Origin of the sequence: Rhizobium aethiopicum, assembly GCF_014197535.1 — a bacterium.
GTDB lineage: Bacteria > Pseudomonadota > Alphaproteobacteria > Rhizobiales > Rhizobiaceae > Rhizobium > Rhizobium aethiopicum_A.
This window is the reverse complement of sequence record NZ_JACIFV010000021.1, coordinates 20,003-42,175: the sequence shown is the minus strand read 5'-3', so window position 1 is coordinate 42,175 and position 22,173 is coordinate 20,003. Positions and strand designations below refer to the sequence as shown.

The window sequence follows — 22,173 nt, the reverse complement described above, 5'->3', positions numbered from 1 at the left end:
CGGCGCGCCGGGGCGGGGTCAGGAAACGGCTTTGATCGACAGGCTGTCGAGATAAGCGGCGGGATTTTCGGGATCGAAGATCTTGCCGTCGAAGAAGGTCTCCTTGCCGCGGGAGGACGAGGCGGGAATGTCGGTGGCAGCGACGCCCAGATCCTTGGCGGCTTCCCGCCAGATGTCCTCGCGGTTCACCTGGTTGACCAGCGCCTTGATGTCGGTTGTACCAGGCAGATTTCCCCAACGGATGTTTTCGGTCATGAACCAGGTGTCGTGGCTCTTGAACGGATAGGAGGCGCCGTCTTTCCAGAATTTCATGTAGAGGTCGGTGGCCTTGGCCTCGCGGCCGTTGCCATAATTGATATCGCCCTTGAGGCGGCCGAGCACATCCTTCGTCGGAACATTGAACCATTGGCGCTTGCCGAGGATGTCGGCCATCTCTGCCTTGTTGTCCATGCTGTCGCACCATTGCTGGGCTTCCATGACGGCCATCAGCAGGGCCTTTGCGGCATTGGGATTCTTTTCGATCCAGTCGGCGCGCAAACCGAGCGCTTTCTCAGGATGGCCTTTCCAGAGCTCGCCGGTGGTGGCTGCGGTGAAGCCGATGCCCTGGTTGACGAGCTGCTCGTTCCACGGTTCGCCCACACAGAAGACGTCCATATTGCCGACCTTCATATTGGCCACCATCTGCGGCGGTGGAACGACGATGGTCGAAACGTCCTTGTTCGGGTCGATGCCGCCGGCGGCAAGCCAGTAGCGGATCCAGAGGTCGTGGGTTCCGCCCGGGAAGGTCATCGCGGCCTTGATCTCCTTGCCTTCGGCCTTCTTTTTCTCGAAGGCGGCTTTCAGCTTCGAGGCATCGATCTGCACGCCGGTCTCGGCATATTCCTTGGCAACCGAAATGCCCTGGCTGTCGAGATTGAGCCGCGCAAGGACCGCCATCGGCACTGGCTTGTTGTTCTGCGTAACCTTGCCGGTATGCATGAGGTAGGGGAGCGGCGAGAGGATATGAGCGCCGTCGATGCCGTTGGCCGCGCCACCCAGCACCAGATTGTCTCTGGTCGCACCCCAGGACGCCTGTTTAGCGACATCGGTTTCCGGAAGCCCATGCTTTTCGAACAGGCCTTTTTCCTTGGCGATAATCAACGGCGCTGAATCCGTGAGCGCGATAAAGCCCAGCTTGATTCCCTTCACTTCAGGGCCGGCCCCGGCTGCAAAAGCGCCGGATGGAAAGGCAGTCTTGACAGCGCCGATGAGGGCGGCCGCCGCAGTCGTCTTGAGCATGCTCCGGCGGGTGATGCCGGTCGTCGAAATCCCAGCCGTCGAAATCTTTTTCATTTGCAGGTTCCCCTCTGCTTGTTGAATTCGGACGCAAAAAAACGCCGCCGGCACTTGCGTTCGCAGGATGGGAGATCCCGGACAGCAAAGACCTTGCGACGTCGGTGTCGAAATTAAGCGCCTATGTCGCGCCTATGTGCCTCAATCGCCGTTGATCGGGCGGTTAGGAACGTGCAACCGGCGTGCCAACTCCGGGGAGAGCTGCTAACGGCATCATATAAAACAAGAAATCGAAAATAACGGCGGTGATTAATTATTGTGCACCTATGGAATGTGGTTACGATTTGTGCGATTGCGAATGCCGGCGCATTCCCGGAGCATTATAATTGTGCAGCGCACACAATGCCGCGACGCAAATTTGAACTTCAAGCCTAGGGAAGCTCCGCGATCGGGGCTCATCCGCGAAGCGATCGCATAACGATCTCTTGCGTTCAAACATTCTGGGTCTCATGCGTCGCAATGCAGTGCGAGCTGAACACGCCCCGTTGCATCAGCCTCCGATCTCGCCAGATCGAATTTTCCTACATATTTCAATAACTTTGAGTAGAGGCGGCTCCAGATTGATCGTGTAGGTAATCGCTTGGGCCGGGTATTTCGAAAACGGAACGAATCTCCTTCTTTAGTTAATACTAAATTATCGAATCGGGGGGAGATTTCGCACTAACCGGCAGCGACCGTCCCAAAATTTCTTGAGGAGATCCGCATGAAACGTCCGAGCATCAAGCAAGCCCTCATCTTAAAGCTCTCCATCATCAGCATGTTCATACTCGGCTTATCCTACGCCTCGCTCGAGACCATTTCCTCGCTTCGCGCAAACGCTGAACAGGTCGGTGCGTTCTGGGTGCATCGGCTTGTGACAGCGCGTGAAATCAAGGCCAACTTTCTTGATCTGAAACTTGCCCACGCCCGGTATCTCCTCGAAGACACGATGGAAAACGACGGATCCGAAAAGCAGGCGATTGCGGCTGCAGCCGCTGGGCTCGATGCGGTTGTTGCCGAATACGAGAACGGCGTGCGCACGGAGCGCGGGCGCCAGCTGATCAACCAGATAAAGCCCGAACTCGACAAATATCGCGCGCTTGCGGAGCAAATGATAGCGCTCGAAGATAGCGGCAAGACGGCTGAGGCAGTTCAGTGTTTTAAGGAGAAGATGGAGCCGCAGGCCGAGCTGGTGAACAAAGGAGTGGCGGATCTCGTCGCATTCATTCTCAGCCAGACCGAGGGCTTCGTGGCTGCGAGCGATGCTTCCGCGAAGTCGGCTTTCGTGTTGACCGCAGCGATCGCCTCGCTCGCCTTGCTGATTGCCGCAGCGGGTATCGTTTTTGCGATTGCCGGCATTGCCAATCCGATCCGCAATACGGCGGCCGCCATGAAGCGGTTATCGACTGGCGATCTCGACAGCGATATTCCCTATGCCGGCCGCGCCGACGAAATCGGCGAAATGGCCGGCGCGGTCGAAGTGTTTCGTCAGAATGCTCTCAACGTTGTCAGGCTTGAGAAGGAGGCTGCCGAATCCCGTAGTGAGAGCGAGGCGGCGCGCGCCGCAGCCCAGCAGCGCGCTGAACGCGAAGCAGAGCAATTGCGCTTTGCGACCACGACGTTGGGCGGAGGTCTCCAGCGCCTTGCCGCGGGTGACATATCGTTCCAGCTCTCGGAGCGATTTGCCGCCGAATACGAAACACTCCGCGACGACTTCAATATTTCACTCCGGCAATTAGGCGCGACCATTGGCGCAGTACTGCAGACGGTCCACAGCATAGACAATGGCACCGCCGAAATAGCATCCGGTGCCCAGGACCTGTCAAAGCGCACGGAGCAACAGGCGGCTTCGCTAGAGGAGACCGCCGCCGCGTTGGACGAAATTACGTCGAACGTCGCAATGGCGACGAAGCGCACCGAGGAGGCGCGCAACATCTCCGCAGAAGCCAATGTCAGCGCCCAGCGCTCGGCAACGGTCGTATCGGAGGCGGAGCAGGCTATGCGACGCATCGAGGGCAGCTCACAGCAGATTTCAAACATCATTGGCGTGATCGACGAAATTGCTTTCCAGACGAACCTTCTGGCGCTTAATGCCGGTGTCGAGGCAGCGCGCGCAGGTGAGGCAGGAAAGGGCTTCGCGGTGGTCGCACAAGAAGTTCGCGAACTCGCTCAGCGTGCTGCGCAAGCGGCCAAGGAAATCAAAGGTCTTATTCAGAAGTCGTCGACCGAAGTGGAACACGGGGTCAGGCTTGTTCTCGAAACCGGGACGTCACTGAAATCGATCGGCGAACGCGTTGCCGAGATCAATCGAGCCATGGACGCGATCGCCACCTCGGCGCGCGAGCAGGCCACCGGACTTTCCGAAATCAATACCGCCATCAATCACATGGATCAGGCAACCCAGCAAAATGCGGCAATGGTCGAACAGTCCACCGCCGCCGCCTCTTCGCTGTCTTCCGAGGCAAGCCGTCTGCGGGAGCTGGTCAACCAGTTCCAGTTGGACGGTGACAGCAGCCCGGCGCATGGCAGGAACAATACGCGGTCCCTGGAAAGTAGCATGCCGTCGCAGGTGGTCGCTCTGCGGCCCGCGATGCAGAGGTGATTTACGGCGCCGTCAGTGCCGCCGACGAGACGAATTTGCAGCTTCGGTTTAAGAGAGGGAGCGGAACGGCGCAGCTTGCTTCGATTAGCACTCTTTCAAATATTCAGTGCGACATTCGGGCGAACGAAACAGCGAGAGCGCCTTGAGCAGCAAACGATCCAGAACGAATGTCGAGCTTGAGAACCTGCTTCGCCAGCTTGGTCTGGCGCTTGAGGCATCCGGCATCGGAATCTGGCAGCACAACATCGCAAAAAAACAGACGCGCTGGGACGAGCAGCTCAAGCTGATTTATGGCGTTCCGAAAGCGCCGCTCGATGTCGTCTGGCTCGACAGCATCCATCCCGACGACCTGGCGCCGACTAATGAAATATTTCTGCGCGCAATCGAAACCAAGTCGGATTATGCATCGGAATTTCGCATTGTTCGACCGGACGGAGCGATCCGCTATCTGCGGTCGCGGGCTCGCTATTTCGTCGATGCGGCCGGCGATCCTTGCTTTGTCGGCGCCGAATGGGATGTGACGGACGACGTCCTCCTCAACAAGGAGTTGGAGAGGAGCCGGGCGGAAGCTCGGTTTGCCGCCGATCACGATCACCTCACCGGTCTCTTGAACCGGCGCAGTTTCGATTTCGCCCTGTCCGAGCTTGCCAGGCAGGAGAGCGTCAAGGTCACGCTTCTCCATATAGACGTGGACCATTTCAAGGAGATCAATGACCGGTTCGGGCACGCGGTCGGCGACCTCGTTCTCTGTCATGTCAGCAAGATTCTGTTGGATGCCATTTCCGCGGGTGACGTCGCGGCACGACTCGGCGGCGATGAGTTCGCTGTCGTCATCACCGAGGGCGAGTCCGACAAGACCAAGGCCGTGCTCGATCATATTCAGCGACGTCTGGAGAGCCCGCTTCCTGGTGGCGACCAGATGCTGAGCGTGCAGTGCTCCATTGGCGTGGCCAGCGCCATGAGCGCAGACTTCGCCAAGCTGCTGTCCCAGTCCGACCTGGCTTTGTACCACGCCAAGCGGAATGGCCGGAATCGCGCCGAGATATTTTCCGACGAGATGGCTTCGACCCTGGCGAATGAAAGGCAGCTTGCCCAGGATCTGCGATCCGGACTGGCGCTTGGCCATATCCGTCCATTTTACCAGGTGCAGGTCGACGCCAAGTCATTGCGGGTAAACGGTGTCGAAGCGCTGGCGAGGTGGGACCACCCGACGAAAGGAATTCTTGCTCCGGCGCATTTCCTGTCCCTCGCCTTATCGAATGGATTGGTCGCAGAGCTTGACGACGTGGTTCTGAAGGCTGTTCTGTCGGATATACAATCCTCGGCGTCCCTGCCGGAGGACATCCGTGTATCGGTCAACCTTTCCGCCGACCGTCTCGATGATCCTGATTTGGCAACGAAGCTCGGCGGCTATGACATCCCGCCCGGCCGGTTGAGCTTTGAGCTGATAGAGACGATATTCCTGGACAGCCTGAGCGATCGGGTGCGCCAGAACATCCGGGCCATCAAATCCCTCGGTGTCGACATCGAGATCGACGATCTCGGATCGGGACATGCCTCCTTGCTGGGCCTGCTCGAGTTGAGACCAGACCGCGTCAAGATCGATCGCCAGCTTGTGATGCCGATCCTGCAATCCGTGCCCAGCCGCCGGCTGGTGAGCTCACTGGTCGACATTGCGCGGGCGCTTGACATGGAAGTGATTGCGGAAGGGGTGGAAACGCTCGACCATGCCAAAGTGCTCGCCGATCTCGGCGTCCACACTCTCCAGGGTTATGCTTTTGGACGGCCGCAGTCGTTTGCCGATCTGGCGGCGCGACTGGAGCAGGAGGCACTGGAGTTCGGGCAACCGGATGTCGTGCGCGCGCGTTGATGAAGAGAACTCGGCGGCATCACCATTTTCTCCCCGCCAACCTACTGTTTCCGTCCGGAATTGCGTAAAATACAAAGGCTAGAGCGGTTCTGCGCGTCGTTAAAGCTGAATCGCTCTAGCTTGCTTTCCAGTTCGCATTGTCGGGGATCGACCGCTGAGGCACGACGACTTGGATAATGGACGGGCTGTTCAGGTTTTCTTTGGCGCCGTTTATGGCGTCCTGCAGCTCGCCATAGGTATCCACTTTCCAGCCTTGGCAGCCAAAGACCTCTGCCAACTTGCTGTAATTCCATCGGTGCAGAATGCATGAATTGTAGAACGGCTTGTTGCCGTGGAAAACCGATGCATCGGCAAGCCACTGCTCCACGCCATAGATGCCGTTGTCCATCACGAAGACGATCGGGTTGAGATTGAAACGGGTTTGTGTCGAGAGGCATTGAGCGGTCATCTGAAACCCGCCATCCCCCGCAAAGACCAGCAGCCTCTGTTTATCCTGCTTCGCCAGCGAAACCCCGGTCGCGGCCGGGCCGATATAACCGATCGCCGAATAGGATGATTGGACGATGAAACCGCGGCGAGCACCCACTTCAAGAAGCAGGCTCCCAAAATAATTCAAACTGGCGTCGGCACCAACGATCGTATTTCCGTCGATCTGCTGCTGAATGAAATCGTAGAAGCCCTGATAGGTGATTTCGGCTGCCGGGTTCACGACCGGCGCTTGCCGGGCCGTTTTCGCCGGAAGAGTTTGGGCTTTGCACGTCAGCCTTTTGTCGATCAAGCCGTTGACGAGATCCGCCAGCGAAACCTGTGCGTTGAAAATCGTGCCGTATTTTACCGTATCCCAAGAGGCGAATGCGGTTTTATCAAGATCGATAGGCCAGCTCAAATCGTTGATATCAGTCAACCAGACGCCCAGCGCTAGTACGAAGTCGGCGTCTTTGACCAAAGACTGGACATAGGGTGACGACGATTTGCCATCGAACACCCCGGCAAATTGGACGTCGTCTTCCGACAGGATGGCCTTGCTCAGGAGCTCGGTCACGTAGGGAATTTTGAGGCCACGAATGAGCCGCTCCGCCTGGTCGTGAAGGCTAAACCGGTCGATCTCGACACCGATCCAGATCAGGGGTTTGGTGGCATTCTCCAATCTCTCGCCGATTTGCGCGATCGACTGAGTGAGACTGTCCTCATCGGATATGATAGGCGCCGCCGTCAATGCATTCGCCGGGCGCACGCATTCCAGGTCGACCATATCCTCCAGCAATTCGATATAGACCGGACGTCTTTCCGTGATGCACTGTGTCAGCGCATAATCTATGAGCATTGGCGCAAGATGAGGGCTGTCGATGCGGACGGTAGCGGCGGTTATGTATTCGAACACCTGAAGATCCGTTTCCCGTCCGCTGATGAAGTGATGCGAACTGTAGCCGGTTTGTTCGAATGTCAGCGTTTTCTGGATGCTTGGCGCACCGTTGATCAGAACGACCGGCACTTTCTCGACGTAAGATCCGGCGATCGCATTTGTCGCGCAAAGCGAGCCTGCGGAATAGGTGACGCACAGCGCGCCAATTCCTTTCAGTCTCGCATAGCCATCGGCCGCATAACCGGCATTCAGTTCGTTCACCTCTTCGATGACCTGAATACGGCTTTTCTCGACATAGCTGTTTACCCATTCGATCGAATAATCGCCCGCTACGGAAAACAGGTGTCCGAGGCCCAGTTCGCCAAGTCTATCGACCAGATATTGTCCAACCGTGTATGTATCGCCCATGGTCCAACGGCTCCCCTGTTGACGGCAATGGATCTATATTAGAACTCGCTCGCGTTATCGAATAAGCGCGGTATGTATATATCGAATATTCCGGGGCATTTTCGTTCGGGAAATCTTTCCAGCAGGAAGCGCTTGAAAGCATCATTGGTGAGTCCGGTGCCGACGGCCTCCATGGCGACGGACAAATACTCTATATTTTTGGCAACTTCGTTTTTGTTGGCCGGAAAGCCGTGACCGGGAAGGAACAGGTCATAGTCGGACAGCAGCATGCCTTGCAAAATCCCAATCCAATGCTCCATGTATTTCGTCAGGTAAAGGTGCGTTCCGCTGTAGATCAGGTCTTGCGCAATAAAAACGCCCACCTCCGGAAGACCTATGGTGAGGAGAAAATCGATCTCCGTATCAACGACTTTATCAAATACGTATTTGACTCCGTCGATGATCTCGTGGCCGGCGCGGACGGTGTTTTCAGGAATTACCAGGCTCTTCGGAGCGAGGTTGCCCAGTTTCCAATGGTCGTTCAGGGAATCCTGCCCATGCTGCCTCAGGAACTCCTTCGTTTCCGGCAATGTATGAATCGGAATGTCGCTGAATGCGGCTCCCAGGCCGAACCAATGGTCGGGGTGCCTGTGCGACAGGTAAATCCGGTCGATTTCCTTGCCGATACTGTCGGCATACGCCCTGAATTGCAGCGCATAGGGAACGAGGAATTGCCCATCGACAAGAACAAGCTTGTTCCTGCTTTCGATGATGTGCGTTGCATTGGCGATATTGTCGTCCGTGAAAGCTGAAATGAAAGTATGAATACGGACATCGCCTGCTCGCCTGACGATTTTGATGGGATCCGGCAATTGCGCCACCATAGGTATCTCCCTGATTGAAAGGTCGTTTGCTGAGGTTTGATGTTCGCCCGGGCATGGCGGAGACGTGGTTCCCCAGCATTCCCAGGTTTGTTTCCAACATGTGCGCAGAGCGCCATCACGGATGAGATCGACGACCGTGGGACGCGATCTTTTCCTCCAATGTCCTCAGGGCGGCGCGCGCAACGTCGTAGGCGCTGTCGACGCCCGCCTCCGGCGCGTCCTCGCCGGGCCGCCAGAAGCGTCTGCGCGTCATTCGCATCGAGCTCTCGAAGGGGGGAATCGCGTTAAAGACTTCGACGAGATAAGGGCCGGAATAGACCGGCTCGATTTCGTCCAGCATGATCTCCCAGGGAATCCAGCTATCTCCGACAGCGCCCCGGTCCGGTGCTGAGATATGAACGTAATTCAGCCGGCTTTGCTGTGCTGCCCGGGCGACATTTTTCCTGAAGATCGCCGGCCCCTGGCTTTCCATCACGACCTGAGCCGTATCGATCGTGACGCCACAGACCGGGATGTCGGCGCTTTCGAGAAAATCCAGCACTTCCGAGACCATGGTCGCCCCGGGCGTTTCCCAATTCTTGACGGGTTCGATGGCGAGCTTCACCCTCTTCTCGGCAGAATATTGCGCCAATTCCCGGAAGATGGAGGCTGCCGCCGCATATCGTGGCTTCATCCAATCCTGAAGCGCGTCGCTCCAGATCCCTTCACCGTCATCCGTCAGCGGAAAGATACCATAGGGGTACAGGAACGGCCCCGACATGATCGTATTCTCTCCGCCCAGCACCGAGGTAATGTCGACGCGGGATTTGAGATAGGACAAAGCCTGCTTGCGCTGTTCTTCGTAGGGCGAGGTCGGATCGAAGGTTCGCGTGGTCCCCACATTGGTTGTGAATTTCACGTCCCGGAAGCCGGCCTGATCGAACGCCCTTTTGAGGCTGATATAGCTTTCGATCTCAGCATGATGACCGATATGGGCCGGTCCTGGGGCGATATGCACATCGAAGCCGGTGTAGCCGATCTCGGTAAGAGCTTTCAGATGTCTGACGAGAACCTGGGTGTAGCCCGCGTCATTCGGCCTCAAATCGGCTGTAAACATAAAGAAGCTGAAATATATATCTCGCCTGCGTGCCTCTTCCATCTTCATCGCTCCAGCTGTGGCTATCCAGGAATGCGTGGTTCAGGATGACGTCTCGCCCGGCATTGCTATGAGGCGAGATCCGTCCCGCCTCCCTCACATTGCGAGGTGAAACAAACGGTCCGCGCCGGGCTACCATCCAAGCAGCTTGCGCAGATATTCGCGGCCCATTTTCGCGTATTGCAGCGGATTGGCCTTGGCCGGGTCCTGCTCTGCCTCGACGCAGATCCACCCGGCGAAATCCGCCTCGGCCAACGCATCGAGAATTTCCGGAAAGGTCTCTATCGAGCCGTCACCCGGCACGGTGAAGATCCCCGCCTCGATCCCTTGTTGGAAGGACAATTCCCTGTGGTGAATCCTCGTAACCACCTCGGCGCGAATGTCTTTCAGGTGAACATGCTTGATGCGGTGGGCGTATTTTCTGGCCAGCGCCAGCGGATCGACACCGGCAGCCGCCTGGTGTGCGGTGTCGAGAAGCATGTTGACCAGGCGAGGATCCGTCTCGTCCATGAGCCGGTGGATCGCTTCCGTCTTCATCACCCCTGTTCCGAGATGCGGGTGATAGCAGAGCCGGCGGTTACGGGCCCTGGCTTTCTCTCCCGCTGCGTGAAGGCCTTCGATCAGCTGTTTCCACTGGTCCTCGGAGAATTCGGGGCAATTGGGAAACAGGGCGACCGGAAGCGGATTGACCGCTCCGCCAAACTCGGCGACGACGAGATCGGCCCTGCGCGGATCGTCGCTGCCGCCTTCCATGGCTTCGAGGAAGTCGAGCTGAGCATCGACGCTTTCAAGCGTGTGACGATTCATCGCCTTGATGGTGAAGTAAGTGCTCACCCAAGGCTCGGAAATCCGCAATCCCCTGAGTTCGAGGACGGGGCGCAAGATTTTCGGATCCGTCGGATATTTATGGCCGACGCCGCACCCGACATAGCCGGCGAGCGCCATTTCACTCAGAGCCTGCTCGTAGGGGATGCCGATGTCGATGTTGATGAAATCGTCATTCCACCAGAGCGTGGGGATGACGCCGAGCCAGACCTTAGCGGGCGTCAGTCGATGCAGATATTTCGTCATGGCGTTGATCCAGTTCTTTGAAGACAAGCGGAAGTGGCGTCAGGTCAGGTTTTGGAACGGGGGCCGGAGCCGGAATTTTCGGTGGAAAGGCCCAGGAGCCGAAACCCTGCCCCTTGGCGCCCGCAGGGTGAGCTCCGATTGCCTTCCAGAGCAGACCCTCGATATAGGCATCGGGAGAAACGACGAAGGTGGTATTCGCAGGCCTGGGGCCAAAGCGCTCCGTCCAGGCGGAGGGCAGCTCGAACCAGGTGCCGGAATACCAGAGCTTGATCAGCGCGCGGGCCACGTCTCCGAGCAATTCATTGCCGAGGATGGTCGTGCGCACGGCGTGGATACGGACCTCGCTTTCCGGCGGTGGCAAGGCCGTGAAAGCGGCCAGCAGCGCGTCGGTGATCTCGCTGCCGACCACCGTATCGAGCGTGGCGAGATAGCGTTCTGCCAGGCCGGTTCCTAGAAGATCGAAGTAGGAGAAGGCCGTCAATTCGACGGAAAGACCCAGAAAGGGCTCGAAACGGCTGGTCATGCGTTCACCTCCGCCTGCCGGGTGACGGCTGGCTGTTTGATACCGCCGGGGATCTCATAGGTGGGGCTGCCGTTCTTACCGGGATGCTTCGGCAGGGGATTGCGGATGAGTTCGAGGATCATGTTGCGGAATTCGAACATCATCGGAACGGCTTCCAGCAGCAGGCTGGGCTGGCCGTTATAGGCACGCGTCAAAAGCTGGAGAAATTCGCCATAGCGCGTGTTGAAGGCGATCGCCGCCTCACGCAGTTCCGAACCTTCGAGTATGTCCCCCACTTTCAGGTTCTCTTTTATGGGATAGGCGCCCTCCCAATCGACCTGCAGGTGCGGACCTGTGGGTTGGCCGGGCTGGTCGCCCTTCTGGTAGTAGCGGCCTTTGACCAGTTCCTCGAAACGATAGTAATGGGCCAGTTCGTGGTCGTCATCGTCGTAGATACCGCCACCGTCGCCCTCGCCCTGTTCGATGATGAGGTCGATGGCTTCCAAGGCACTTTTCAGATCGGTCACCGGAAACAGCTCGCCGCCGCCGGAGTAATAATATTCCGAGGTGATCTGGCGCGACCTGTCGCCGGTAAAGATGGTTGTGCCCGCCTCATGCGCTTCGGCTTCCAGGTATTTGATGCCTTCCGCGATGGCCGAGTAGAACTCGCCGATACTGTAGAAATGGAAGTCCTCATGCCTCGGATGGCTGGCAAGCGCGGTGATGTCAGGCGGGGTTTTGCGGTATATCAGACCCTTGCCGACGAGATGTTCAGGACGCTGGGCCGGCCGCTCGATTTTCAGGAAAGTCGCTAGCGCCTCACGGCCGAAAGCCTGGATGCCGACCTTGAAATCGGTCTCACCGTCCGGCAGGGCAGCGGGATAGCTGGCTACGAAGTCCGGCCTGACAAGATCCGGCTTGCCGCCGATGGCATTGAGAATATTGGCCGCGATCGTCAGATGCAGCATTTCTTCCACGACGATCACGCGCAGAACCTGGGTTGCATCCTGGTTGACGCCGGGCTTGATCGAGTAAAGCGCCGTCAGATACGGCGGAATCGTCGCATGCTCGAGCTGCATCGCCCGGTAGAGAAACTCTTTCAGCTCATCGAGCGTCTTGATACTGTAGGAATCCATGCTCATGCTCCATGAAAGATAAATTGGGTGCACCGGCCGGCTTCGTGTCGCTTGCATCGAACCCATCGGTTCGTTCCCGCAATGGATGCCGGCCTTCGTTCAATGCAGAGACTTCAGAATGTTGCGACCGCTTCGGAAGCACATGGCAGCCAGCGTCAAGGTGACATTGGCCGTGCCGATCGTCGGCATGCTGCCGCCGCCCACGAGATAGAGATTTTCGTGGTCCCAGCTGCGCTGGTTCTTGTCCACGACGGAATTGGTCCTCGTCGTTCCCATGATATGGGTGCCGGCCAGATGATTGCCGCCGCGGATCGCATAGCCTTGTCCCTCATAGGCCACATAGCCGTAGTCGCTGCGGTCGTAATGGGTATGGTCCTGCGCGCCCAGGCGCGTAAAGACGGTGCGCGCAAACTGGCGGCCATAGGCGGCACCCTTCATGGTATATTCCGGAACCGTGAAGGAAAGGATGGGCCGCATGTTGCCCAGAGCATCGGTATATTGCGGATCCACCGTGATGCGGTTGCTTTCGACGGGCATCACCTCGATCATGAACGCCAGCAGCAACTGCCGCGAAATCTGGTCGACCATGCCGCGCCGAAGATCCGCGCCGTAGAGGTTGCGATCATCCACCAGTTCCAGAAGGTCGGAGGTCGGCGCACCTGTGGCCCAACCCCAGCCGTCGTTATGGATATCGATGGCGAAGGCGGCCTGCTTTTCCCGGAAAGGGCCGTCCCGCAGGTCGACGATACCGCCCGTCGAACTGGTTCCGCGCATCGTGCCGCAGATCTCAGGCATCAGCGCCCAGTTCAGCAGATAGGCGTGGTCCATCAGATTGCGTCCGACAAGACCGCTGGTGCTGCGCAGGCCGGAGGCCAGCATAAGACGCGCCGTTTCGATGGCGCCTGCCGCAAGCACGAAAATCTTGCCCTTCACGGTGATGGTCTCGTGGGCCGGTGAGGCCGGGTCCTTGTAAATCTTGACCTCGAGAGAGCGGACTTTCCCGCTATCCGGATCGATGTTGACCTTCGATGCGACCGCCTGCGGCAGCAGTTCGACAAGCCGCTCGCCGCCTTTCCCATTTACCGCGAACGCCTTGGCAAGCGTTTTGCCAGAGTGGTAGCGCGCTTGCACGGGACAGAGCGGTACGCAGTTGGTGTTGCCCTGGCAGCGACCGCCCTCTTCGACCTGATGCGTATCGACGGCGCCGATTGGACGGTAGCCCTTCCCACCGTCATAGGCCGAGTTGGGTATGCCATTGCGCCCCTGCGGATAGGGCCTGACCTTCAGAGGATAGGTCTTGTCGTAAAGTTCGACACTGGTGCCCTCGATGCCTTTATTGACCTGCTGATCCAGATAGGAGAGCGGCAGGCCGCGCATAGGAAAGACATAGTCGTCCGGGAAGGTCTGCCCGAGATATTGCTGATCCTCGACATTCGCCGATACGCCGATTTCCCGCTCGGCCAGGCGGTAATCCTCCTCGACTTCCTCAAAGCTCAGCGGCCAGTCCAACCCCTGGCCGAAGAGCGTGCGCGTCTTGAAGTCGGAGCGAAGCAGGCGGGGCGTTTTCGCCTCCCAGTGCATGGTCGTTCCGCCGAAAATACGGGTATATACCGTATCACTGACATAAGGGCCGGATTGAACGATATAGTTCGAGCTATCGGTTTCCCCCGCCTGCAGCTTGCGAAGCTGCGGGCTGCGGGGTATGGCCGCGTTCGCATTTAGCGGAAAGGGCGACTGGTTGTCCTTGGAGGCTGCCGAATAAAAAGTCGTCAGCAGATTGTCATAGCCTGCCAGAGTGACATTGGAACCGGTTCCGGCTTCAAGGATAAGGACACGTTTGCCCGCTTCCGCAGCCTGCTTGGCAATGATTGCTCCGGAAATTCCGCTGCCGACGATCACGATATCGTAGTCGCCAGACTCTGCGACGGTCTTGGCATCGGCTCTTATTGCCGATTCGAGGGGAAAAAGCACTTTGGTCCTCCATTATTCCCGGAAGCCGCATCAGGCTTTGCGGATCATGCGTTCTGGAACTCAATCGAGATTTCAGGCTGGGCGGCCTGAAATCGTCATGATCTCGGGCCGCGGGAGTTTCGGGGTTTGGACTTGGCGGCCGCGGCGCCGGCAGAGCGGGCTCTGACTGCGGAGAGAAAGGAAGCATAGCTCCAGGTCAGATTCCGGACGCTTTTCTCGTAGCCGACGGTACCATCGAACTGTTCGCTCAGCTCGTAGTGATCGCTGTGATAGACGATGGCGCGCAGCATGACGTCAGACGAAGCCCGCAGGGCAGCCGACGCTTCGGCGGCGCTGCTGGATGCGCCAAGTCCCAGTTCCGCGAAGAAGGGTTCGGAGAACTGATCGAGGGGGATGGCGCCGCTGGCATCGATGGCATTGGCAAGCCGATATTGAAACTCGGCGAAGTTGGCGGTGCACAGGGCCCAGGGATGCCCGCCGACCACTGGAGCCGCCACATCGCCATCGTAATGGTCGCCTGGATAGCGCCCGAAGAGTGGTCCGAGCCCTTTGGCGGCGTCGGCGCCATTGATCGGGTAATAGTTCGAAGACGAAGGATCGGCCCACTGGCGCCGCAAGATGGCCGCCGTTGCCAGAAGCTTGGTATCGGTCGGCTCGATCCCGCCATAGCAGACCGAAGAGACGATATCGATGTTCGCGTCATAACCGGCTTGCTCCGCAGCATCCAGAATGCTCACATAGAGCTGCCCGTTCCAATGGGTGGCCAGCTGGCTTTCCAGCCAGGAGATGGCATCGGCCACCCCGGCAGGCACCGCAATGCCGATCGTGTTTGTGGAAATTTCCCGGAAAAAGCGGAGCTGTACGGCTCTTGCGAAAAACGAATAGCCCTCATATTCCTCCCAGAGATTTGTGGTCTTGTTCTGGTAGACTTCGAGAAGATAAGCGAGGTTGGTCTCGACCAATTGTTTGGCGATCGTCTGCGTGGCGCCATCCAGCTGATCGAACAGGGTCAGGATCGCAATCGACTGAATGGCCGGCCCGTCATTCTGCTCCGACCACGGACGAACCTCGCCGGTGATGGTGAAGCAGGCGTGGCCAAGTGTGACGGCGTCGGAATTCTTCGCATTCGCCTGGCAGAGCGCGGCGAAGTTCACATAGTCGACCAGGCTCGGCAAAACTCCGCCCGGAACGGGCAGCAAGCCGGCAAGCGCGATTTCGATGGCCGTAATGGCCCCGTCGCGGACCCAGTTGAAAACGTAGTCCTGGTCGACCCCCGGCGTATTCGCTGGGTAGGAGGGGGCGGCAATGATGCAGCCGGGGGCCGAAAAGACGCCGGGCGATGTGGGATCCTCAATGACATATCCATCGCTTGTGATGTTGCGCATCATCAGAAGAGCAAAATAGCGCGACAATGCGACCAGATCGGTCTGCGCGAAGGCAGGCCGCGGTTTGACGGCAGGCGCATTGGCGCCGATATGGGCCGGGTTCGCACCCGTCATTGACTGACTCCAAAGCGCAACTGTCATTGACTGACTCCAAATCGTTGAGACCTGCCGTGATCAGATCGAGGGAATATTGCGGCCAAATGGGCGTTGAGAGTGAATACAAGGTCTCTGCGGAGGGCAGGGTGGCTGGCCGTCTGCCCTCGGTGCAACTGAACCTTTAACGTGAAAGATCGTCGACGATCTTCTTTTTATCAACCTAAACGTGTTGAGCTCAGGTCAAAAAATCTCAGAGAATTGCGCTTGGCTTTACGGGTGCTCCGGCGGGATGGATTCGACCAGCCCAACGAGGTTGGACCGTGTTGCCGCAGACCGGTTGCGCAACGCTAGAACCATTTGCAATTCCGTGGGAGAGATCGCGCTGTTCCTATGCCAGTCCATCGTGCCGCGCCCGAGCAGCAGCCAGTCGAGGGAGACATCCAGCAGATCGGCGAGCGCGCAGGCGCTTTCCAGCGAGGTATGACCGCCATTCTGCCAGCGTGAGACGGCGGCGACGGACACGTCTAGTTCGGCCGCCAGGGCGTGAACTTTCCGGAACTTGCCCCGGGATATCGCCTCTCGAATACGTCTGCCGCGTGCCATGTCGTAGGTCATCAAGAATCCCCCCTTTGGTTGCTTTAAACTTGGCAATAACCAAGAGCTTCCGATCGGCGAACATCAGGAACTTCTTATGGAAGGGGAAGACAAAACCAAGCACCGGTCAACCTGGTGAAATATCCAGATTGATCCCGCTCGGCCTCCTGTTGTGAAACGTCAGCACATCAGGAGGGACCGATATGTTGCGGATACTCACCAAAGACATGCTCGATACCGATCGACGTGCTTTCGATGAAATGTTTCGGGCTCGCGCCGCCGTCTTTCGCGATCGGCTGGGATGGCAGGTCGATGTTAGGGATGGGTGGGAAAGGGACCGATACGACGAGGCTGAGGATCCCGTCTATCTCGTCACGCACCAACCTTCCGGCACGCTGACAGGTTCGCTGCGCCTGCTGCCGACCACCGGAGCGACGATGCTCAAAAGCGAGTTCCGGCATTTCTTCGACCAGCCCATCGACGTCGATAGCCCGACGACCTGGGAATGTACCCGCTTTTGCCTTCATCCGCATGCCGGGCAAATGGAGCAATCGCGCGCAGTCGCCACGGAGCTGCTCTCAGGGCTTTGCGATCTTGCGCTCGAGACCGGGATCGAGAGCATTGTCGGCGTCTATGACGTCGCGATGATTGCTGTGTACCGCAGGATCGGTTGGAGACCGACGGCGCTTGCCCGATCCCGGCCGGAGATCGGCAAGCTGTATGTTGGCCTATGGGATGTGACGGCGGAGAATTGTCGGACACTTAGGGCCAATCTGTCCCAACTTCAGGAGCAAGCCTCTCCCAATCCTGCCGGAGCCCTTGTCGATGCCGGCATGCGGTAATCGGAGTCGCTGTCCCGCCGCTTTGTAGTGGGATCGTCAGTTTTTAACCTGTTCTTCATGTCGCGCCACGGCTGTTGAAAAATATGCTGTTCTCGGCATTCGCGAGATGTTACTAATGCGAGCAGTTAGGAAATTTCACAACCACGAGTCCACTCATGCTGAGCAGTTCTCGTTTTTTCTACTGTCTGGAGCGGATCTCCGCATCGCCGACACTGCAGGATCTGGAAACAGCGCTGGACGAAGTCCGCCATATCTATGCGATCTCGCACATGGTTCTGCATGTGACCCGTTTCGCAGGGGCGGCGGCGGGCAATCCATTGCTGATGCTGACCTATCCGCCCGAATGGGTGAAACAATATCTTGAGCGGGACTACTTCAGCATCGATCCCGTCGTGCGTCTCGGCCGGCGCGGCTTCCTGCCGGTGGAGTGGTCGGCGTCGAAATGGGATACAGGCCGGGCGCACGGCTTCTTCAAGGAGGCGATGGCCTTCGGCGTCGGCCGGCAGGGCGTGACCCTGCCGGTGCGGGGACCTCAGGGCGAGCGATCGCTGTTTACGGTCACCTCCAATCATCCCGATGCCTACTGGCGGCAGTTCCGCGTGGACAGCATGCGCGACCTCCAGTTTCTCGCCCATCATCTTCACGACCGGGCAATGGTCTTGTCGGGCATGCGCGCGGTTGCGGATTTTGCACAACTGTCGCGCCGCGAGGTGCAATGCCTTGAGATGACGGCCAATGGCCTTCTGGCAAAGCAGATCGGCGCCCGATTGTCCATTTCGGTCAGCGCGGTGCAGCTCTATCTCGCCTCGGCGCGCCGGAAACTGACCGTCGCGACGACGAGCGAAGCGGTCGCCAAGGCGACGGCGCTCGAACTGATATAAGTCTGCCCGGTTCCTGCTCAGCGTTTGCCCCTGCTGCGCGTCGCCAGAACGTTTCGGATCGAGAAGCTGGAGTTAATCCTGAGGACGCCTGGCAAGGCCGACAATATTTCCTTGTGGATCCGTTCGAACTCGCCGGCATTGGCGACTTCCACGCGCAGCAGATAGTCGGAACCACCCGTCATCAGGAAACATTCGCGGATTTCCGGATGGCGGCGGACGGCCGCCTCGAAACGGTCGAGATAGTCCTCCGTCTGCCGTTCGAGAGTGATATTGATGATGACGGCAATCATCGCATCCGCATTGCTCGTATCGAGAAGCGCGGTATAGCCGCGGATCACGCCCGTCTTTTCCATGATTTTGATGCGTCTGAGGCAGGCCGATGGCGAGAGGCCGACCTCGGCGGCCAGCTTGGCATTGCTCATGCGGGCGTCGAGGCGCAGCAGCCTCAGGATGTTGCGATCTGTCGTGTCAAGAGCGGGCATGATAGATTGTTCCGAACTTTCGCGGATCATGCGCATAATATGCAAATCCTGCAATAATCGACGACAAAATAACCGGTAATATCGCTTATTCTTTCATACACTGCAGTGACATAAGAGGGTGAACATGGACAGCGATATTTTGGTTTCCTATGCACGTACTGCCGCGATCACGCAGGGAGCCACAGGCTATCTCGGAATCGATCTTGCTGCACTCGGCCGCAATTATCTCAAGCTCGTGTCGATGCTGGCCCCGGTTCGCGCGGGCGCTGTCGTCAAAGCAGATGCCTATGGCCTCGGCGCGGAACAGGTGGCAAAAGCGCTCTACGGCCAAGGTTGCCGGCATTTCTTCGTTGCTCAATTCGTCGAGGCGGCGAGGCTCCGGCCGGTGCTTGCGCAGGACGCCCAGATTTTCGTGCTGAACGGCCTACAGCCGGGCAATGAAATTGCCTGCGCCGAAATGAATATTGTTCCGGTTCTCAATTCGCTCGCCCAATGGCAGCAATGGTCGGCGGCGGCGCGCGCGCTGAAGCGCTGCCTGCCGGCTGTCCTGCAATTCGACACCGGCATGTCGCGGCTGGGCTTTCCCCCGGAGGAAAGGGCGGATCTGGCAACATCCTTTCGCAATGGCACCAATATCGAAGTCCTGTTCATCATGAGCCATTTGGCTTCGGCCGATGAGACCGATGGCGAGCAGAATAGCGACCAGCTGGCAGAAATGTCCTGCATCGCCGACGAATTTCCAGGGCTCGACGTTTCCTTCGCCAATTCCGGCGGCGTCTTCCTCGGCGAGGCCTATCACGGCGTGCTCGCCCGGCCGGGCATCGCGCTTTATGGCGGCGCTCCGTGCGCCGGCACGACGAACCCAATGGAGCAGGTCGTCAGCCTCGATGTCGCCGTCGTACAGACGCGGACCGTATCACAGGGCACGAAGGTTGGTTACGGCGGCGCGCATATCGCGCAACGGGAAATGCGTCTCGCCACCATTGCCGCCGGCTATGCCGACGGTCTGCCGCGCTGCCTCAGCGACCGCGGCGCCGTCTATTACAGGGGCACGCGCCTGCCGATCGTCGGCCGCGTTTCAATGGACAGCATCACGGTCGATATGTCGGCGCTGCCCGAAGGCGCGCTGACGCTCGGCAGTCTCGTCGAAGTGCTCGGTCCGCATCAGACGCTTGAGGATATTGCGCGCGATGCCGACACCATATCTTATGAAATCCTGACCGGTCTCGGCGATCGGTATCACAGGCAATATCGCTGAGAGCCGGCTGGCTTCATTCTTGGGGACATCATGAAAGTCATCGTTCTGGGTGCCGGCATCGTCGGTGTCACTTCCGCTTATCAGCTGGCCAAGGCGGGCCATGAGGTTACCGTCGTCGAGCGGCAATCGGGGCCGGCGCTGGAGACGAGCTTTGCCAATGCCGGCGAAGTCTCCTTCGGCTATTGCTCGCCATGGGCGGCACCCGGCATTCCGATGAAAGCCATGAAATGGCTGTTCATGAAACACGCGCCGCTCATCCTGCGCCCGAAATTGGACATGGCCATGCTCTCCTGGATGGCGAGGATGCTGTCGAACTGCACCTCCGAGCGCTACGCGATCAACAAAAGCCGCATGCTGCGCCTTGCCGATTACAGCCGCATCGCGCTCGCCGAGCTTCGCGCCGAAACCGGCATCGCCTATGACGAACGCATGCAGGGAACTCTGCAGCTGTTCCGCACGCAGCAGCAGCTTGATGCTTCGGCCAAGGACGTCAAGGCGCTCGCCGCCGACGGCATTCCCTATGAGGTGCTGGACCGGGATGGCTGCATCCGCGTCGAGCCGGCGCTGAAGCATGTGCGCGAGAAGATCGTCGGCGGCCTGCTGACGCCGAAGGACGAAACCGGCGACTGCTTCAAGTTCACCAATGCGCTGGCCGCCAAAGCCGAGGCTCTCGGCGTCCGCTTCGCCTACGGCACGACGATCAAGGGGCTCGATGTCGAGGCCGGCCTTGTGCGCGGGGTCGTCACCGCTCGCGATCCCGATCGCGACCACGAACGGATGAGCGCGGAGGCTGTGGTGGTCGCGCTCGGCAGCTACTCGCCGCTGCTGCTGAAGCCGCTCGGCATCCGCCTGCCGGTCTATCCGGTCAAGGGCTATTCGCTCACCATCCCGATTACCGATGCGTCACGCGCGCCGGAATCGACCGTCATGGACGAGACTTTCAAGGTTGCGATCACCCGGCTCGGCAACCGGATCCGCGTCGGCGGCATGGCCGAAATTTCTGGCTATACCAACGATCTCGGCCTGGCGCGCCGCAGCACGCTCGAACATTCCGTCACCGATCTCTTCCCCGGCGGCGATGTTTCCAAGGCTTCCTTCTGGTCCGGCCTGCGCCCGATGACGCCCGATGGCACGCCGGTCATCGGTCCGACGAAGATCAAGGGCCTCTTTCTCAATACCGGTCACGGCACGCTCGGCTGGACCATGAGCACCGGTTCGGCCCGGCTGATCGGCGACCTCGTCGGCGGCCGTACGCCCGATATCGACGCCAGGGATCTTGCCGTTAGCCGATACGGCTGACGCGAAATGGACGACAGGCGGATAAACGATATGGTACAAATCGCTTTTTATTCGCGGGCATCACTGTAGGAGGTCACGAATGTCCGTTAGCCCCGATCGGCATGCCCCAGGCAGCGTGGTCCAATCATCGGCCGTGGCGAATATGTCGTTTCGGGCAACGGTGCAGAACGGAACCGACGCGGATCAACTCGCGGAAGCACTGTCGACGCCGAGATCCACCATAAGGGTTTCGACCGAAGGCACGATGCCGATTGCATACCGCTGCAATTTCATCTCGATGGAAGATGTCAGCGTTGCCGATTGCTCTTATGAAGGCAGGATTTTCTGCAAGCGGGAAGGGGTCGCCGATAAACTGGCTATGTTTCTGCCAAAGCAGGGGATGATGTGGTTCGGCGGCAAGCAAGAGCCGACATATTCGGTGCCCGGTCGCGGCGTGATCCTGGAACAGGGCAGCGTCAGTGGAACGGGTATTGTTGGCCCCCGCAGTCATTTCTGTCTTTTCATCGACCGTGCCAAGATCGCCGCGCAGCTCTCCCATATGTGCGAGCGGACGATCAGCGGCGATGTCGGCTTCCATACCGACATTGATCTGACGGTCGGTCCGGGATTCCTCCTGCAACAACTCGTCTCAAACCTCCACAGCGGCCTCAGCGGCAACGGCTTGCTACAACGCTCACCTCTGGCCGTCAGATCGCTCTGCGACGCGGCGGTGTACCTGCTTCTGGAGACATGTCCGCATCACTATTCAGAGGAGCTGGCGCGTGCCGCTCCGCTCCCGGCCCCCCGCCATGTGAAATGGGCCATGGATTTCATGCAGGAGCACATCGCCGAACCAATCTCGCTCAGCGAGATCGCCATGGCGGCCAAGGTAAGCGTTCGGACTTTGCAGCAGGGTTTCCGGCAGTTCAGGAACACCACTCCGATCGCCTACCTGCATGAAATCCGGATGGTTGCCGCCCATCGCGAGCTGCTGCAATTAGACGGAACGCAGCCCATCGGTGATATCGCGCTGAGATGGGGCTTCACCCATCTCGGACGCTTTGCCGCCGAATACAAGAAGCGCTTCGGTCAGCTGCCCTCACAGACCGTGAAGCGCTAGAGCCC

General features: G+C 58.7%; 18 protein-coding genes. 7 read left to right on the top strand and 11 right to left on the bottom strand.

All coding sequences use genetic code 11. From position 1 onward, the window contains the following. Nucleotides 1-18: 18 nt before the first annotated feature. Complete coding sequence (locus GGD53_RS23450) at nucleotides 19-1,332, bottom strand: CmpA/NrtA family ABC transporter substrate-binding protein (RefSeq protein WP_184459170.1); 1,314 nt, start codon at nucleotides 1,330-1,332, stop codon at nucleotides 19-21. A 703-nt stretch (nucleotides 1,333-2,035) separates the two neighbouring features. On the opposite strand from GGD53_RS23450, the gene GGD53_RS23445 reads away from it, so the two are divergent. Next, entirely contained in the window at nucleotides 2,036-3,913 is a 1,878-nt protein-coding gene (locus GGD53_RS23445) for a HAMP domain-containing methyl-accepting chemotaxis protein (RefSeq protein WP_184459169.1), read from the top strand. 106 nt (nucleotides 3,914-4,019) lie between these two features. Next, entirely contained in the window at nucleotides 4,020-5,783 is a 1,764-nt protein-coding gene (locus GGD53_RS23440; RefSeq protein ID WP_184459168.1) for an EAL domain-containing protein, read from the top strand. A 115-nt stretch (nucleotides 5,784-5,898) separates the two neighbouring features. Here the strand turns inward: GGD53_RS23440 and GGD53_RS23435 are convergent, their stop codons facing one another. From GGD53_RS23435 to GGD53_RS23395, 9 genes are all read right to left on the bottom strand, one after another. Continuing rightward, entirely contained in the window at nucleotides 5,899-7,554 is a 1,656-nt protein-coding gene (locus GGD53_RS23435) for an alpha-keto acid decarboxylase family protein (protein WP_184459167.1), read from the bottom strand. A 38-nt stretch (nucleotides 7,555-7,592) separates the two neighbouring features. After that, complete coding sequence (locus tag GGD53_RS23430; protein WP_184459166.1) at nucleotides 7,593-8,417, bottom strand: MBL fold metallo-hydrolase; 825 nt, start codon at nucleotides 8,415-8,417, stop codon at nucleotides 7,593-7,595. A gap of 115 nt (nucleotides 8,418-8,532) precedes the next feature. Beyond that, nucleotides 8,533-9,561, bottom strand: a complete 1,029-nt coding sequence (locus tag GGD53_RS23425; protein ID WP_184459165.1) for a sugar phosphate isomerase/epimerase family protein — start codon at nucleotides 9,559-9,561, stop codon at nucleotides 8,533-8,535. A 123-nt stretch (nucleotides 9,562-9,684) separates the two neighbouring features. Then, nucleotides 9,685-10,623, bottom strand: a complete 939-nt coding sequence (gene iolE, locus GGD53_RS23420) for a myo-inosose-2 dehydratase (protein WP_184459164.1) — start codon at nucleotides 10,621-10,623, stop codon at nucleotides 9,685-9,687. Beyond that, complete coding sequence (locus GGD53_RS23415) at nucleotides 10,589-11,146, bottom strand: hypothetical protein (RefSeq protein ID WP_184459163.1); 558 nt, start codon at nucleotides 11,144-11,146, stop codon at nucleotides 10,589-10,591. The genes iolE and GGD53_RS23415 overlap by 35 nt, the downstream gene beginning before the upstream one ends. Continuing rightward, nucleotides 11,143-12,261: a ferritin-like domain-containing protein gene (locus tag GGD53_RS23410; RefSeq protein ID WP_184459162.1), complete on the bottom strand. Its 1,119-nt coding sequence runs from the start codon at nucleotides 12,259-12,261 to the stop codon at nucleotides 11,143-11,145. Before GGD53_RS23410 ends, GGD53_RS23415 begins: the two co-directional genes overlap by 4 nt. A 99-nt stretch (nucleotides 12,262-12,360) precedes the next feature. Further along, nucleotides 12,361-14,232, bottom strand: a complete 1,872-nt coding sequence (locus tag GGD53_RS23405; protein WP_184459161.1) for a GMC oxidoreductase — start codon at nucleotides 14,230-14,232, stop codon at nucleotides 12,361-12,363. A gap of 95 nt (nucleotides 14,233-14,327) precedes the next feature. Continuing rightward, nucleotides 14,328-15,758, bottom strand: coding sequence for a glycoside hydrolase family 15 protein (locus GGD53_RS23400; protein WP_184459160.1), 1,431 nt, complete (start codon nucleotides 15,756-15,758; stop codon nucleotides 14,328-14,330). A 225-nt stretch (nucleotides 15,759-15,983) separates the two neighbouring features. Continuing rightward, nucleotides 15,984-16,328 (bottom strand): helix-turn-helix domain-containing protein, encoded by a 345-nt coding sequence (locus GGD53_RS23395; protein ID WP_184459159.1) that lies wholly within the window; start codon nucleotides 16,326-16,328, stop codon nucleotides 15,984-15,986. A 182-nt stretch (nucleotides 16,329-16,510) separates the two neighbouring features. Here GGD53_RS23395 and GGD53_RS23390 point away from each other — a divergent pair, with 182 nt between their 5' ends. Both GGD53_RS23390 and GGD53_RS23385 read left to right on the top strand, forming a co-directional pair. Further along, nucleotides 16,511-17,149 carry an acyl-homoserine-lactone synthase gene (locus GGD53_RS23390; RefSeq protein ID WP_184459158.1) on the top strand — a complete coding sequence of 213 codons (639 nt, stop codon included), beginning with the start codon at nucleotides 16,511-16,513 and terminating at the stop codon, nucleotides 17,147-17,149. Between the two features lie 155 nt (nucleotides 17,150-17,304). Then, nucleotides 17,305-18,030 (top strand): helix-turn-helix transcriptional regulator, encoded by a 726-nt coding sequence (locus GGD53_RS23385; RefSeq protein WP_184459157.1) that lies wholly within the window; start codon nucleotides 17,305-17,307, stop codon nucleotides 18,028-18,030. Nucleotides 18,031-18,047: 17 nt separating this feature from the next. Here the strand turns inward: GGD53_RS23385 and GGD53_RS23380 are convergent, their stop codons facing one another. Continuing rightward, nucleotides 18,048-18,512 carry an Lrp/AsnC family transcriptional regulator gene (locus tag GGD53_RS23380; RefSeq protein ID WP_184459156.1) on the bottom strand — a complete coding sequence of 155 codons (465 nt, stop codon included), beginning with the start codon at nucleotides 18,510-18,512 and terminating at the stop codon, nucleotides 18,048-18,050. A 124-nt stretch (nucleotides 18,513-18,636) separates the two neighbouring features. Between GGD53_RS23380 and alr the strand changes: the two genes are divergently transcribed. The 3 genes from alr (at nucleotide 18,637) to GGD53_RS23365 (ending at nucleotide 22,168) form a co-directional block, all read left to right on the top strand. Continuing rightward, complete coding sequence (gene alr / locus GGD53_RS23375; protein ID WP_184459155.1) at nucleotides 18,637-19,770, top strand: alanine racemase; 1,134 nt, start codon at nucleotides 18,637-18,639, stop codon at nucleotides 19,768-19,770. Nucleotides 19,771-19,800: 30 nt separating this feature from the next. Next, nucleotides 19,801-21,069 (top strand): D-amino acid dehydrogenase, encoded by a 1,269-nt coding sequence (locus tag GGD53_RS23370; protein ID WP_184459154.1) that lies wholly within the window; start codon nucleotides 19,801-19,803, stop codon nucleotides 21,067-21,069. Nucleotides 21,070-21,148: 79 nt separating this feature from the next. Continuing rightward, the gene (locus GGD53_RS23365; protein ID WP_184459153.1) at nucleotides 21,149-22,168 is read left to right on the top strand and encodes an AraC family transcriptional regulator; all 1,020 of its coding nucleotides are present in this window, start codon (nucleotides 21,149-21,151) and stop codon (nucleotides 22,166-22,168) included. The last annotated feature ends 5 nt before the right edge of the window (nucleotides 22,169-22,173 follow it).

Bases quoted from the DNA above. Each gene is read 5' to 3' on its own strand.
- GGD53_RS23445 (WP_184459169.1), top strand. From the start codon at position 2,036: ATGAAACGTCCGAGCATCAAGCAAGCCCTCATCTTAAAGCTCTCCATC.
- GGD53_RS23370 (WP_184459154.1), top strand. From the start codon at position 19,801: ATGAAAGTCATCGTTCTGGGTGCCGGCATCGTCGGTGTCACTTCCGCT.
- iolE (WP_184459164.1), bottom strand. From the start codon at position 10,623: ATGACGAAATATCTGCATCGACTGACGCCCGCTAAGGTCTGGCTCGGC.
- GGD53_RS23385 (WP_184459157.1), top strand. From the start codon at position 17,305: ATGCTGAGCAGTTCTCGTTTTTTCTACTGTCTGGAGCGGATCTCCGCA.
- alr (WP_184459155.1), top strand. From the start codon at position 18,637: ATGGACAGCGATATTTTGGTTTCCTATGCACGTACTGCCGCGATCACG.
- GGD53_RS23390 (WP_184459158.1), top strand. From the start codon at position 16,511: ATGTTGCGGATACTCACCAAAGACATGCTCGATACCGATCGACGTGCT.
- GGD53_RS23400 (WP_184459160.1), bottom strand. From the start codon at position 15,758: ATGACAGTTGCGCTTTGGAGTCAGTCAATGACGGGTGCGAACCCGGCC.
- GGD53_RS23435 (WP_184459167.1), bottom strand. From the start codon at position 7,554: ATGGGCGATACATACACGGTTGGACAATATCTGGTCGATAGACTTGGC.
- GGD53_RS23415 (WP_184459163.1), bottom strand. From the start codon at position 11,146: ATGACCAGCCGTTTCGAGCCCTTTCTGGGTCTTTCCGTCGAATTGACG.
- GGD53_RS23395 (WP_184459159.1), bottom strand. From the start codon at position 16,328: ATGACCTACGACATGGCACGCGGCAGACGTATTCGAGAGGCGATATCC.
- GGD53_RS23380 (WP_184459156.1), bottom strand. From the start codon at position 18,512: ATGCCCGCTCTTGACACGACAGATCGCAACATCCTGAGGCTGCTGCGC.
- GGD53_RS23450 (WP_184459170.1), bottom strand. From the start codon at position 1,332: ATGAAAAAGATTTCGACGGCTGGGATTTCGACGACCGGCATCACCCGC.
- GGD53_RS23425 (WP_184459165.1), bottom strand. From the start codon at position 9,561: ATGAAGATGGAAGAGGCACGCAGGCGAGATATATATTTCAGCTTCTTT.
- GGD53_RS23410 (WP_184459162.1), bottom strand. From the start codon at position 12,261: ATGGATTCCTACAGTATCAAGACGCTCGATGAGCTGAAAGAGTTTCTC.
- GGD53_RS23430 (WP_184459166.1), bottom strand. From the start codon at position 8,417: ATGGTGGCGCAATTGCCGGATCCCATCAAAATCGTCAGGCGAGCAGGC.
- GGD53_RS23365 (WP_184459153.1), top strand. From the start codon at position 21,149: ATGTCCGTTAGCCCCGATCGGCATGCCCCAGGCAGCGTGGTCCAATCA.